This window comes from Tateyamaria sp. LSS28 (genome assembly GCF_059611725.1).
Map to the genome: position 1 here is coordinate 94,242 of NZ_JCAPFI010000006.1, position 13,234 is coordinate 107,475.

Annotated in this window: 15 protein-coding genes; 6 read left to right on the top strand and 9 right to left on the bottom strand. The window is 60.4% G+C overall.

Annotated features, from left to right (window positions below; translation table 11 throughout):
- The first annotated feature begins 2 nt into the window (after nt 1-2).
- Nucleotides 3-1,055 carry an ABC transporter ATP-binding protein gene (locus AC53L6_RS18260; protein WP_496908872.1) on the top strand — a complete coding sequence of 351 codons (1,053 nt, stop codon included), beginning with the start codon at nt 3-5 and terminating at the stop codon, nt 1,053-1,055.
- A 19-nt stretch (nt 1,056-1,074) separates the two neighbouring features.
- Here AC53L6_RS18260 and otnC read toward each other — a convergent pair whose 3' ends face one another.
- Nucleotides 1,075-1,725: a 3-oxo-tetronate 4-phosphate decarboxylase gene (gene otnC / locus AC53L6_RS18265; RefSeq protein ID WP_496908873.1), complete on the bottom strand. Its 651-nt coding sequence runs from the start codon at nt 1,723-1,725 to the stop codon at nt 1,075-1,077.
- A complete protein-coding gene (gene otnK / locus AC53L6_RS18270; RefSeq protein ID WP_496908874.1) occupies nt 1,722-2,954 on the bottom strand; it encodes a 3-oxo-tetronate kinase in 1,233 nt (410 codons plus the stop codon). Before otnK ends, otnC begins: the two co-directional genes overlap by 4 nt.
- A gap of 182 nt (nt 2,955-3,136) precedes the next feature.
- Here otnK and AC53L6_RS18275 point away from each other — a divergent pair, with 182 nt between their 5' ends.
- Nucleotides 3,137-4,264, top strand: a complete 1,128-nt coding sequence (locus tag AC53L6_RS18275) for a beta-ketoacyl-ACP synthase III (protein WP_496908875.1) — start codon at nt 3,137-3,139, stop codon at nt 4,262-4,264.
- 77 nt (nt 4,265-4,341) lie between these two features.
- On the opposite strand, the gene AC53L6_RS18280 is transcribed toward AC53L6_RS18275, so the two are convergent.
- The gene (locus AC53L6_RS18280; protein WP_496908876.1) at nt 4,342-4,737 is read right to left on the bottom strand and encodes a RidA family protein; all 396 of its coding nucleotides are present in this window, start codon (nt 4,735-4,737) and stop codon (nt 4,342-4,344) included.
- Between the two features lie 87 nt (nt 4,738-4,824).
- On the opposite strand from AC53L6_RS18280, the gene AC53L6_RS18285 reads away from it, so the two are divergent.
- Nucleotides 4,825-5,544, top strand: coding sequence for a helix-turn-helix transcriptional regulator (locus AC53L6_RS18285; RefSeq protein ID WP_496908877.1), 720 nt, complete (start codon nt 4,825-4,827; stop codon nt 5,542-5,544).
- Between the two features lie 22 nt (nt 5,545-5,566).
- On the opposite strand, the gene AC53L6_RS18290 is transcribed toward AC53L6_RS18285, so the two are convergent.
- Complete coding sequence (locus tag AC53L6_RS18290; RefSeq protein WP_496908878.1) at nt 5,567-6,148, bottom strand: thymidine kinase; 582 nt, start codon at nt 6,146-6,148, stop codon at nt 5,567-5,569.
- Nucleotides 6,149-6,574: 426 nt separating this feature from the next.
- Between AC53L6_RS18290 and AC53L6_RS18295 the strand changes: the two genes are divergently transcribed.
- Together AC53L6_RS18295 and arsH are read left to right on the top strand one after the other, a co-directional pair.
- Complete coding sequence (locus tag AC53L6_RS18295; RefSeq protein WP_189369492.1) at nt 6,575-7,030, top strand: hypothetical protein; 456 nt, start codon at nt 6,575-6,577, stop codon at nt 7,028-7,030.
- Nucleotides 7,017-7,736 carry an arsenical resistance protein ArsH gene (gene arsH / locus AC53L6_RS18300; protein ID WP_496908879.1) on the top strand — a complete coding sequence of 240 codons (720 nt, stop codon included), beginning with the start codon at nt 7,017-7,019 and terminating at the stop codon, nt 7,734-7,736. The genes AC53L6_RS18295 and arsH overlap by 14 nt, the downstream gene beginning before the upstream one ends.
- A gap of 57 nt (nt 7,737-7,793) precedes the next feature.
- Here arsH and AC53L6_RS18305 read toward each other — a convergent pair whose 3' ends face one another.
- From AC53L6_RS18305 to AC53L6_RS18325, 5 genes are all read right to left on the bottom strand, one after another.
- Nucleotides 7,794-8,771, bottom strand: a complete 978-nt coding sequence (locus tag AC53L6_RS18305; protein ID WP_496908880.1) for a glycerophosphodiester phosphodiesterase family protein — start codon at nt 8,769-8,771, stop codon at nt 7,794-7,796.
- Nucleotides 8,772-9,196: 425 nt separating this feature from the next.
- On the bottom strand, nt 9,197-10,147 hold the full coding sequence (locus tag AC53L6_RS18310) for a 2-hydroxyacid dehydrogenase (RefSeq protein WP_496908881.1): 951 nt from the start codon (nt 10,145-10,147) through the stop codon (nt 9,197-9,199).
- Entirely contained in the window at nt 10,147-10,485 is a 339-nt protein-coding gene (locus tag AC53L6_RS18315; RefSeq protein ID WP_472727341.1) for a tRNA-binding protein, read from the bottom strand. Before AC53L6_RS18315 ends, AC53L6_RS18310 begins: the two co-directional genes overlap by 1 nt.
- The gene (gene proC, locus AC53L6_RS18320) at nt 10,478-11,290 is read right to left on the bottom strand and encodes a pyrroline-5-carboxylate reductase (protein ID WP_496908882.1); all 813 of its coding nucleotides are present in this window, start codon (nt 11,288-11,290) and stop codon (nt 10,478-10,480) included. The genes AC53L6_RS18315 and proC overlap by 8 nt, the downstream gene beginning before the upstream one ends.
- A 29-nt stretch (nt 11,291-11,319) precedes the next feature.
- Nucleotides 11,320-11,820 (bottom strand): type III secretion system chaperone family protein, encoded by a 501-nt coding sequence (locus tag AC53L6_RS18325; RefSeq protein WP_299210205.1) that lies wholly within the window; start codon nt 11,818-11,820, stop codon nt 11,320-11,322.
- Between the two features lie 430 nt (nt 11,821-12,250).
- Here AC53L6_RS18325 and AC53L6_RS18330 point away from each other — a divergent pair, with 430 nt between their 5' ends.
- Nucleotides 12,251-13,147, top strand: a complete 897-nt coding sequence (locus tag AC53L6_RS18330; protein WP_496908883.1) for a hypothetical protein — start codon at nt 12,251-12,253, stop codon at nt 13,145-13,147.
- Nucleotides 13,148-13,234 lie beyond the last annotated feature (87 nt).

Below are 13,234 nucleotides of genomic sequence, written 5' to 3' on the forward strand. Positions count from 1 at the left end.
AGATGGGCGCTATCACTCTGAATGCCGTCGAGAAATGGTATGGCGAGGTGCAGGTCATTAAGGGTGTTGATCTGGAGATCAACGATGGTGAATTCATCGTCTTTGTCGGCCCGTCGGGCTGCGGCAAGTCCACCCTGCTGCGCATGATCGGCGGGTTGGAAGACATCAGCCGCGGCTCGCTTGACATCGACGGGCAGGACGTCACCGACCAACCACCCAGCAAGCGCGGGCTGTCGATGGTGTTTCAGTCCTATGCCCTCTATCCGCACATGTCGGTGCGGGACAATATGGGGTTCTCGCTTAAAACAGCTGGCGCGCCAAAGGCCGAGATTGCCGAGAAGGTGGATGCCGCCGCCGAGACCCTGAAACTTGATCAGTATCTTGATCGCCGCCCCAAGGACCTCTCGGGCGGTCAGCGCCAGCGTGTGGCCATTGGCCGGTCCATCGTGCGCGAACCCACGGCATTCCTCTTTGACGAGCCGCTGTCGAACCTCGACGCGGCTTTGCGGGTCGAGATGCGGTACGAGATTTCTAAGCTGCACCAGGCGCTATCAGCGACCATGATCTATGTTACGCACGATCAGGTCGAGGCGATGACACTGGCAGACCGGATCGTGGTGCTGGATGCGGGCCGGATCATCCAGGTCGGCACGCCGCGCGAGCTTTATAACCATCCGGGCAACGTGTTCGTGGCGCAGTTCATCGGCAGCCCGAAGATGAATGTGTTTGGGTGTTCTACAGCGAATGGCAGTTACACCGTGCCGGGCGGGCGCGGCGGTCCTTACAGCCTGAGCGGTGCGGCCACGCAGATGGGCATCCGGCCCGAACATGTTGCCGTAGGCACGGCGGGCACTGGTCAATGCGATGGCACGGTCGATGTGGCAGAGTATCTGGGTGCCGACACGTTTGTGCTCCTGGATTGCGGGGCGGCAGGGCAGATCAACGTGCGGATTTCAGGTGATGCGGAGTTGAAGGTCGGCGACGTTGTGGGCCTCAGCTTCGATCCGGAGCGCACGCATTTCTTTGATGCCGACGGGAATACGATCAACACGTGAGCGGTGTTAGGATACGCCGCTAGTCATCCCACTCAACGTCGAACTTGGTCACAACCGCCCGCACCTGATCCTCGGTCAGGCCGTGCGCGGCCATGCCCCGGGTCATCAACGCGAGCCGCGCCGTATCTTCCAACTCCTCAATGGCATTGCAGGCGGCCTCGACATCCTTGCCGGCCACCACCGGGCCATGGTTGGCCAGCATCACCGCTGACCGCTTGCCTGCAAGGCCGCGCACGGCCTCGCCCATTGCCGGATCACCGGGCAGGAAGAAGGGCAGAAGCTGCACCTTGCCCAGCTTCATGATGCCGTAAGGTGTGAGGGGCGGCAGGAAGTTGTCCGGGTCAGCCCCCCGCAGCATCGAAAGTGCAACCGAGTGGCAGGAATGCAGATGCACCACGGCCCCGGCAGCGCTGCGCGTGTCGTAAAACGCCGTGTGCAGGGGCATTTCCTTCGTGGGTTTGTCGCCCGCCACATGGGCACCCGACGCATCAAACCGGCTCAGCCGCCCGGGATCGAGCCGACCAAAGCTGGTGCCGGTGGGCGACACCAGCAACCCACCATCTTCGGTCCGGGCAGAGATGTTGCCGGTCGACCCATGGGTCAGGCCCCGGTCGAACAGTGACCTGGCAAGCAGGCATATCTGTTCGCGCAACGCGCTTTCTTCACTCATGCCCGCAACACCCGATCCGCTTTTTCAAAGAAATCCTCGGCCCCGAAATTCCCCGACTTCAACGCCACGACCAGATCAGGCCCCGCGCGCAGGGCAGGCACACCCGGATCGATTTCCGGTCCGATATCAAGCGTATCAAGGCCCAAACCTTCGACCACCGCGCCCGACGTCTCGCCTCCGGCAGTAATGATGCGGGTCGCCCCACCGTCGCGGACCGCGCGGGCCACGTCGGCAAAAAAGCCCTCCAAGGCCTCCGCCGACCGCTCACGGCCAAACTGATCCTGCACCTGTCGCACCACCTCCGGATCGGCAGACGAATACAGCAGCGGCACGCCCTCCTGCGCCAAGGCCCACGCCGCCGCATCGCCAGCGGTCAACCGCCCCTCGATCACATCCGCTGCCACAACCTCGCAGGCCGGATGCCGCGCTGCGTGATAGGCAACCTGCGCCCGCGTCGCTACGGAACAGGAGCCGGACAACGCCACGGCGCGACCGCCCTGCCCGACCCAGGGAACGGCACCGGCCGCACAGCCAAAATTCGCAGGCAATCCCAGCGCCACACCCGACCCACCGGTGATCAGCGGCAAGTCCCGCGCCGCTGCGCCAATGGCGCGCAAGTCTGCATCCCGGATTGCGTCAACCACGATGTGGCGCTTGCCCGCCTCATGCTCGGCCTGCAATGCCACGTGGATCGCCTCCGCGCCGGCAAACACCGATGCAGCCCCCACATGCCCCACTTCATAGCGCGTTTGCGGCGCCAACCACCGCCGCAAATCCGAGTCGATCATCGGCGTGAGCGGATGGTTCTGCATCCCGCTCTCACTCAGCAGCACATCATTCACAAACAAATGCCCCTGATAGACCGATCGCCCCGTACCCGGAAAAGCGGGACATACAATGACCCGGTGGGCATCCAACGCCTCTGCCAAGGCATCCGCGACGGGGCCGATATTACCCTCCGGAGTGCTGTCGAAGGTCGAACAGTACTTGAAGAAAAACTGCGTACACCCCTGCGCGCGCAGCCACGCCAACGCCTCCAGCGACTTCGCCACCGCCTCGGCCGGATCAATCGAACGGGACTTCAACGCCACAACGCCCGCCTCCACCGATGGATCCGCGTCGCCTGCAGGCACGCCAGTATATTGCGTCGTGCGCATCCCCTCCTTGGCCAGTGTGTTGGCCAGATCGCTTGATCCGGTGAAATCGTCCCCGATACATCCCAGTTTCAACGCGCCTCTCCCTTCGTTTTGCCGCACGAAAGCACTGGCGCCGCACGATTGGCAACCCCGGCAGCATGCGACACGAAAATTTCGGGATTTCCGCGACGGCGCAACCGCCTGTACCCCTTGCGAACAAGGGCGTGGGGCCTGTAGGTTCGCCCGACACGCGACAAGCCTGAAAGGGGCGCACCTTGGCCTTCACTCCTGCGATCACCGGCACGGGCGTCTTCACGCCAGAGCAATCCATTTCCAACGCGGAACTGGTCGAGGCATTCAACGCATACGCGGACCTCTACAACGCCGAACATGCCGATGAGATCGCGGCAGGCGAGGTTGAGGCCAAGGATCACTCGTCCGAAGAGTTCATCATAAAGGCCTCGGGCATCGAACGGCGCTACGTCATGGACAAATCCGGTGTGCTCGACCCCAAGGTCATGCACCCCCTGCTGCGCCAGCGCAGCGATGACGAACCATCGATCATGGCTGAAATGGCGGTTGATGCGGCAAACAAGGCATTGACACAGGCGGGCAAGACGGCGGCGGATGTGGATGCTGTCATCTGCGCTGCGTCGAACCTCGAACGTGCCTATCCTGCGGTCGCCATCGAAATTCAGGAACTTCTCGGGATTCAGGGCTTTGCCTTCGACATGAACGTCGCCTGTTCGTCCGCCACGTTTGGCATCCAGGCGGCGGCAGACATGGTACGCTCGGGCTCCATCCGGTCAGCGCTGGTGGTGAACCCCGAAATCTGCTCGGCCCACCTGGAATGGCGCGACCGCGACTGCCATTTCATCTTTGGCGACGTGGCAACGGCCACCCTGATCGAACGGGCCGAAGAGGCAAAGGGCCCTTATTTCGAAATCAAATCGACCCGCTGCGGCACCGCGTTTTCCAACAACATCCGCAATAACAACGGTTATTTGCGCCGGTCCCGCCCCGACGGGCTGGCCGACCGCCGCGACATGCAGTTCATGCAGAACGGGCGCAAAGTGTTCAAGGAAGTGCTGCCCATGGTCAGCCAACACATCGCAGGCCATATGGCGGATGAAGGGGTTGAGGCATCGGACCTCAAGCGTCTCTGGCTGCACCAGGCCAACAAGACAATGAACGACTTCATCGGGAAAAAGGTGCTGGGGCGCACGCCGGAACCGGGCGAGCAACCCAACATCCTGCAGGACTATGCCAACACGTCCTCGGCCGGATCGATCATCGCCTTTTCCAAGTATTCAGGCGATCTCGGCGACGGGGACAAGGGGATCATCTGCTCGTTCGGTGCAGGGTACTCTGTGGGGTCTGTTCTGGTTGAACGGCACGGATAGCAACCAAACCCCATACGATAAACGCATCGTGCCGCGATGACATCTCACCGCGGCACGCACACGTAGAGTATTGCGCGTCAGGCGGAAGCCGTCGCCTCAATCTCAAACATCAAACCGGGCAAGGCCAGGCGGGTGACACCCAACAGGGTCATGGGCGGTGCGCATTGGATCGGGCCAAAGCGCATGCCCAACAGATCAAAATTCTTCAGCGCCTCATCCACATCCGTCGCATAGACGCCCAGCCGGGTCACGTTGGCGAGGCTCATGCCCGCGCCTTCCAGAACAGCTTCGAGGTTGTCGAGCGCCAGGGCGATCTGCGCGCGCATGTCACCTGGGTGCTGCGGGGCACCATTGCCATCCACCGCCGTTTGGCCCGCGCAGATCAGCTGCCTTGATGCGCCTTCGATGATTTCGCCCTGATTGTAGCCCAGGTTCAGGGACCAGTCCCAAGGGTTCACTGCGGTCCGTTGCATGGTCATTTTCTCCTTCATGACGTGTCTGAAAGAGGCTTAGAGTTAATTGGTGCCAAAATTTGTCACCGAATGTGTTACCCTGTGCACATGAACATTCGACAACGACATGACAGCATCGTGCGCACCCTGCGGCGCAACGGCAGTTCCACCATTGATGATCTGGCGCGCGACGTAGGCACCTCGCGGCGCACCGTGTTGCGCGACATCAGCGCCTTGCGCGACGAAGGCTTTGTCATCCATTCCGAAAGCGGACGCGGTGGTGGCATTCAGCTTGATCCGCAATCCATGCAGACAACCGCGCGCCTTGCCGTGTCCGAGGTCTTTGCCCTGTTGATCAGCGTAGCCGCCATGCGGGCCGCACAGAACCTGCCATTTTCCGATCTGGCGGACGCAGGGCTGGCCAAGATCGAAAAGTCGCTGCCCTCCGACAAGGTCCGCGATCTGCGGCGGTTTCTGGATTGCCTGCATATCGGTCAACTGTCACCGCAGCAGGATCTGTCCGATCTAGGGCCGATGGATGCGGATCTGCTGCCTGTCTTTGAAACCGGGTTCCTGCAACGGGTGCACATCCAGTTCGACTATCGCGACGCCAAGGGGAACAAGACACAGCGCAAGGTCGAACCGCAAGCGATGCTGATCCTGCAACCGTTGTGGTACCTGGTGGCGTGGGATCCGACGCGGGACGATTTCCGTCACTTCAGAATGGACCGCATCAGCCGGCCCGAATGCCTTGAGGATGAACCGTTTCGCTGGCGACATGTGCCGTTCGAGGACGATGTTTGTCCCTACAAGGACTTGCCGCGCTAGGGTTCAGGTCGGCCCGTGGCCCCTACCCATCCCCCACAGCGTCCCGCCAATGCCGTCTGCACAGCGATACATAAGTCTCGTTTCCGCCGATCTGCACCTGTGCACCATCGGTGATCGCGCGGCCATCGGCATCCTGCCGGATCACCATCGTCGCCTTCTTTCCGCAATGGCAGATCGTGCGCACCTCGCGCATCTCGTCGGCAAGGGCCAGCAACGTGGCAGACCCGGGAAAAAGCTTACCGCGAAAATCCACCCGCAACCCGTAGCACATCACCGGCATTCGCAGATCATCGACGGCGCGGGCAAGCTGCCACACCTGATCTTCCGTCAGGAACTGCGCTTCGTCGACGAAGACACAGGCGACAGGCCCCTCTGTTTGCCGCGCGACAAGCTTTTCGAACAGATCGTCGTTGGTTGTGAAGGTGTCGGCCTCTGCCCCGATCCCGATCCGCGAGGCAATGCGCCCCGCTCCGGCCCGGTCATCAAAGGATGCGGTCAGCAGATAGGGGTCCATCCCCCGCTCACGATAGTTGTGAGCGGCCTGCAACAGCACGGTCGACTTGCCCGCGTTCATGGTGGAGTAGTGGAAATAAAGCTTCGCCATGAGCGGCTGCATAATTCGGTCGGCATGCCTGGGCAAGACCAGGTGGGTGCAAGGGCCGCGCGCATGATCTTGTCGCCTGCGTCACATGCCCCTGCGCCGCTTCGGCACTGGGTTACGATGAGATGGGCAACGGATGCTTGCGCGCCCGATTTGGGGATGATGCCCACCCCGATACTCAAAACCGCCGACGGACCCGCCACACCTGCTGCCGGTCAGACCGGCCTGTCGCCCCCACGGGACAGAGGATGTGGCGAAGCCCACCCGAACCCGGCGCTTGGGGGCACCGGGCACTTGTTACATCCCGAAAACCACTGGGATGCTTTTAAAAATGACATTTGCTGGCTAGATGATTAATGGGAAAAGACCGGCCAAGTTCCCCCGCACAGGTGGTTGAACTGAGGCTTTGCGCAGTAAGGGGGCGGGCTCATGACCGTTGGCAGTTATTTAAAAAAACATACCGAGTCCTTGGTAAAGGATGTCGGGATCGAAGCGGCATGCAAACTGACCGGCAAGTCCAAGGCGACCCTGGGCCGATACTACTCCGACAACGAAGAGCACTCGGATCGCTTCATGCCTGTCGACGCGGTGATCGCATTGGAAGAAGCGGCAAGCTACCCGCATGTCACCGGCGCGCTGGCCGAACTGCAAGGCATCACGCTCAGCCACGATGACCGCCGCCCCAATTCTGACCGTCCCGGTGGTGTGAATTCCGACGTGATCGCGCTCAGCCAACGCTTTGCCATGTTGATGACCGAATACCAGCAATCGATCGAAGATGGCGTGATCACTGTCAACGAAGCCAAGCGGTTGTTGAAAGAAACGACCCTGCTGCAACAGGTCCTGATCGACATGAAACTGCACCTTGAGGATGAAAGTGCCTGAGGATCTTCCGGCCCTTGTGGCCGAAGCGTTGCCGCAGATTGATACAGATGCCTTGCGCGCACCCGATGATCCGGGTCATCCACCGCGCATGCTGCTGCTTTACGGCTCGCTGCGCGATGTCAGCTATTCCCGCCGCGCTGCCGAAGAAGCGGCCCGTATTCTAAGGCATTTGGGCTGCGAAACACAGCTATTCGACCCGTCCGGCCTGCCCCTTGTCGATGATGCCGACGGGGATCACCCCAAGGTGGTCGAACTGCGTGAATTGGCGACATGGTCCGAAGGCATGGTCTGGTCCAGCCCCGAACGCCACGGCGCCATGACCGGCCTGATGAAGACCCAGATCGACTGGCTACCCCTTTCCATGAAAGGCGGCATTCGCCCCACGCAGGGCAAGACGCTGGCCGTCATGCAAGTGTCCGGCGGATCACAAAGCTTCAATGCGGTAAACCAGATGCGCATCCTGGGCCGCTGGATGCGAATGGTCACCATCCCCAACCAATCCAGTATCGCCAAGGCCTGGCTGGAATTCGAGGACGGACGCCTGCCCGAGGGGCCGTTCTATCGCCGAGTCGTTGACGTAATGGAAGAGCTGGTGAAATTCACCTGGATGGTGCGGGGGCGTCAGGACTATCTGGTCGATCGCTATTCCGAACGGGCTGAAAGCGTCGAGGACGTGCACAAGCGGGTGTCGCTAAAAAAGCTGTAACTCTGCAAAGGTCAGAGCAAACCGCGACGGGATATCAGTGTCGTCAACGTCAAATTCCTACTGTCTGGCCTCATTGAGCGGACCAATCACCTCGATCCGGTTGGTCCACACATAGCCATCAAAAGCGTCCGGGACCTTGCCAAAGGCGTCTGCGTCATCGATCCCGGTCGAAAACCCTGACCCGTCGTAGGGACCGGCCAGAATGACATCGGTTCCAGCCGCCTCCAGACGACTGGTGAAGCGATGCGGCCATCCCCACAGAAAGCCTGCATAGTTTTGCGGAACCATGACAATCGTGTTGCGACAACTCTCCGGCACATAGCCACTCCAGCCCAGCATGAAGTACCGAACGAGGCAGTCCTTCAACGACGCTTTGTCAAATCCGCGCAGGTCAGTTGTTGCCTCCAATGCCACCCGCGTGGGTGGCCGCCCGCCATAGACACCATAAACCTGCGCGCGCGCCTCTGGCTTTTGCAGCATCATGGCAAGCGCTACGCCCTCCTCACGACGACGGCTTTTGAAATTCACAAGAAATTGGGCCGCCATGTTCTCGGCGAACACTTGGTCCAGCGACGGCATCATCCCAATCCCTTGTCCCCGTAAGGGATAGGTGCCAGTGCCCTCATCGATCCGGTAACCCACATCAAGTGCCTGAAGCGCAGCGAAACTCTGTTGATGTGTGACGCCTGTTCCGTCGGTACGACAATCGACCGTCCAATCATGGAAGACGGCAAACACATTGTCGGGCGTCAGATGAACATCGATTTCCACAACGTCCGCCCCAAGGCGAAACGCCTCTCGCATTGAGGGCAGCGTGTTCTCGATGAAGGCATGTTCGACAGGCTCAACCGGCGAGGCGTGACAGGCATCATTCGACCTGTCGGATCCGGTGTAGATGTGGTGAACGCCGCGATGGGCGATCACGCGGGTCTGGTGTTGATCCACCCCAGCAACAAAAAGCGACGTGTTCGCCGCCCACACGCCCAAGACCAGCAACAAAACTACAATGGCAAGCCGTTTCAATATCCGCCGCATGGCTGGACACTAGAACGCGTGCAGACGTGTTGAAACGGCGAAAACAAACCTGCGCGCGGCAAGAGCAAGGATACGCCGGGTTCCCATCAAGCGCGCCCAAGTGGTGGGTCGCAGCTTGCCATCAATCGTCACTGGTCCAATCGGTTTTAAAGCTGGCGCTGATTGCTGCGTGGTTGAGCGCCTTATGGTCTCACGGTCACGTCTTCCAGTTGCAGTTTTCCTGCCACAACAGCGATCAATGCGGAACCGAGCGAGGCTTTTTCCAACACCTTGCCCGCTGCCGAGACGCAGGATGCGTTACGCGTGGTTAAAATCGTCCTTCCGGACCGTGCGGCGATCAACCCACTGATCCCACGCTCAGAACTGCAAAAGGTAAATTCCCGCCAAACCCGCCGAACGCCTTGTCCCCGCAGGGACACATCACCCTAAACCGCATTTGGCAGCGGTTTTTCGTCCAGAAATGCCGCGACATTCTCCACCGCCATCAGCCCCATCGCCTCGCGCACCTCAAGCGCGGCAGTGCCCAGATGCGGCAGCAAAGTCACGTTGTCCAAAGCCCGCAAGGCCTCCGGAACGGCAGGTTCATGTTCATAAACATCCAACCCGGCACCGCCAATGGACCCGGTTTCGAGGGCTGCGATCAAGGCGGCCTCGTCCACCACATCCCCGCGCGCGATGTTGACCAGATGCGCATGGCTCTGCATCGCCTCCAGCACGTGCGCATCAATCAAATGGCGCGTGTCCGTCCCCCCGGGGACAGCAACCACCAGCACATCGACAGACGCCGCAAGGTCCGAAAGCTCCTTGACCCGCTCAGCCTGAAAACCGAGGTCTTTTTTGGAACGGTTGAAGTACGCCACGTCCATACCAAACCCGAAATGGCACCGATGCGCGATGGCCTGCCCGATGCGCCCCATGCCCACGATGCCAACACGCTTGCCCGTCACATGCAGGCCCAGCATCTGCGTCGGATGCCAGCCGGGCCACGCCCCCGCCCGTACCAGCCGTTCGCCCTCCGCCGCGCGGCGGGCTGACATCAGGATCAACATCATCCCGATATCGGCGGTCGCATCGGTCACAGCGCCGGGCGTGTTGGTGACGGCGATGCCCTTGTCTTGCGCTGCGGCCGCGTCGATGTGGTTGTAACCGACCCCGAAATTGGCCAGCAGCTTGCAGCGTGGTGCAGCAACATCGGCAAACACTTCGGCCGAAAACGCGTCCCCCAAGGTCGGCAGAACCATATCGAAATCCATCAAAGCGCGCCGCAACTCTTCCGCCGTCAAAGGCAGGGTCTCGGTCCGCATCTCCACATCGCATCGGTCCTGCGCGGCCCGAACCACGCTGTCTGGCAAGGGCCGTGTGATCCACAGTTTCATCAATGCATCCGCCCGCCGACCGGCACGTCCTTGTCGGGTGTGGCCAGCACAATGTCTCCGTTGTCATCGGGAAACCCAAGGACCAGAACCTCGGACATGAAGGGCCCGATCTGGCGCGGGGGAAAGTTCACCACGGCCATCACCTGACGGCCCACCAACGCCTCGGGTTCGTAGTGCACGGTCACCTGGGCCGAGGTCTTGCGCTCGCCCAGATCACCGCCGAAATCGACCCACATCTTGATGGCGGGCTTGCGCGCCTCCGGGAAGGGTTCGGCTCGCACCACACGGCCCACGCGGATGTCGACCTTCATGAAATCATCGAACGAAATCTCAGCCACGGGCCAGCTCCTTTGATCGTGTTGTGGCTGCTTCAACAGCGCGCGGTAACAGGCTGGGAAAGCCCACCTTTTCGTCCATCAACACCTCTAGCGCTGCCTGCGTTGTTCCATTGGGGCTGGTGACGTTGACGCGCAATTGCGAGGGATCTTCATCGGCCTCCATCGCCAAATGCCCGGCCCCAGCCACCGTCGCTTTTGCCAGCTGCATCGCCAGATCCTCGGGCAAGCCCTGCGCCACACCGCCAGCGGCCAGAGTTTCAATCAAATGAAAGACATAGGCCGGACCAGAGCCACTGACTCCGGTGACCGCATCCATCTGCTCTTCACTGTCGAGGCGCACAACTTCCCCGACTGCAGAGAGCAGCATTTCCGCCTCGTCCAGCGCGCCCTGCCCGGCATCGTTGGCACAGATGGCCGTGATCCCTCGGCTAACGGCGGCGGGGGTGTTGGGCATCGCGCGAACGATTGGGCTGGCGGTGCCAAATGCCTCTTCGAACGCAGACAAAGGCGTTCCTGCGGCCACAGACACAAACACCGTGTCCCGACCGCCAAAGGCAGCGATGGCGGGTAAGGCGTTGCCCATCATCTGCGGTTTTACGGCGATAAGAATGACGGCGGGTTCAGGGGGCAAATCGGTGTTCACGTGGACGCCGGTTGATTGCACCCATGGCGATGGCGCTGGGTCTTGCACCCAAACCGAGGTCGCAGGCAGGCCCCGCTCAAGCCATCCGGCGAGCATCGCCGATCCCATCTTGCCGCAGCCCAGAAGCACGAGGCCCCGGGCTGCAATCCGACTGTCTTGCATGAAATCCCCCGTTCGTTCAGGGGCGCAGGTTAGGCGCGGCCATAAGCCTCCGCAATAGCGACCTGCATCGCATCTTTGGGTGTCCGGTCGCCCCAGACTAGAAGCTGCAGCGCGGGGTAGTAGCGCTCTGCACTCATCACCGCCGCACCAATCATCGTGTCGATCTGGTCAGCGCTGGCCATCTGGCCGCCCGACAGGACAAGACCGTAGCGGTACACCATCAGCTTTTGCTCTTGCCAATAGGTAAACGCACCCGCCCAGCATTGATCATTCACGAGGTTCAGAAGCTCATAAAGCCCGCCGAGTTTTTCCTCCGGCGGCTCCATTTCGAAAGTGCAGACCATGCGGAGCGTTTCGTCATAGCCGGACCAAGCAAGCGTAATGGAATAAGTGCGCCACTGCCCCTCGACCGCCATGGCGATCTGGTCATCGGCAATACGGTCGAAATCCCACTCGTGGTGTTCGGCCAGATGCTCGACGATGTCGATGGGATGAATTTCGTCTTCCAGGAACTGCTCGGAAAGTGCCATGGTGCCACCTCTTATTCGCTAGTAGCGCGTGGGGCTGGCAGCGCCCCAAGCGCTAGGTGCCTGCTCTAGAAACCGGGGCGATCCCCCGTGCCTCTACAAGATATGGTGACGACGGTGCGGCCATCTGGCAACCCTTTATTTGGGGATAAGCCCAATAAGTTGGGGAGAAGTCGGTTTCATAGGCAAGATCGAGGGGCCGAAGAACCAGTCACCGAAACAGCCATCCTACGCGCCGTACACGCTGGGCATGTATCCCGTTGACCAAGAAGGCGGGCTTTCGCCACTTTGTGGCAGGCGGGAGTGTCCGGCACTTTGCACCCTTCTGCACCTCACCTACGATCAAACGGCAGGCGAGGGCCTGTTGCAAACCGGGGTAGAGCCAGCAGTGCCAGGGCGCTTGCCTTCCGCTCTGGGACTGGCAGAGGGAGCCATGACCAAGGTCCAGGAGTTTTTTCAAGAATGCGTGGATGAGCTGCGACCGCATGGTTGGTTTGCTGCTTCAACATTCGACACAATTGAGGGTGTGATGAAGGCCTATAGGGCCGACATCCTTTATGGTGAAGAATTTGAAGCCATCGACGACCTGTTCGAAGACATGCGCAGCTACTACTTCGCAGGGTTGCTGGCACTTGATCGGAAGTGCTGTACCCACTTCAACATGAAGAAGGCCGGAGCGGAAGGCGGTGAAGGCTATTACCAAGGGCTGGTCCAACACCTTGTCAGCTGCTTTGCCGACGATGTTGTCGCCGTCGAGGACTGGACGCTTGCGGAGCAGGGTTTCGCAAACATCGTTCCGGTGCATGTGTCGGCGATCCTGCGATCCGAATGGGTTGCCGATGGCGACGACGCAAAGCGAGTGGAGATAGACCAAAGTTTTGCACCGATGCGATCATGGTCAGACTACGAGTTCGTCGCACAGCTTGTGCAGCGTCTTTTGGGAGACAAACGCCATCAAATGCTGTCACGGCCCGGAATAGACGAGGAGTGGGCACTCTTTATTTTCCCGCCGAACAAAGCCGCGGCTGACGCCCTGGTGCGATTGGAAAAGAAGCTGTTCAGCAAGAACGAGCGCAGCGAGTTTTGGACGCATCCTGTCCAAGACCTTCCACAACCGACGGAAACGAATATCAACGATATCATGCGTACAGCCGGTCACGATGTCGAACTGGTCGAAGACGGCTTTGGCGGACAGACTGTTCAGGTCAGGTCGAAACAGTTCTTGGGCATCCCTGTCCGCGTCTGGATGATCTTCGTGCTGCTATTGATTGTGGTTATCATCAATATCGAAAGGATCGCCCAGCTGTTTGGGATTCCGATCTCCGTCTGAGGCACCCCTCTGTACGCAGACAGACAACGCCGCACCAACAAAAAAAGCCCGGCGTGGACCGGGCTTCATGTTCGGACGGTGGTCGCG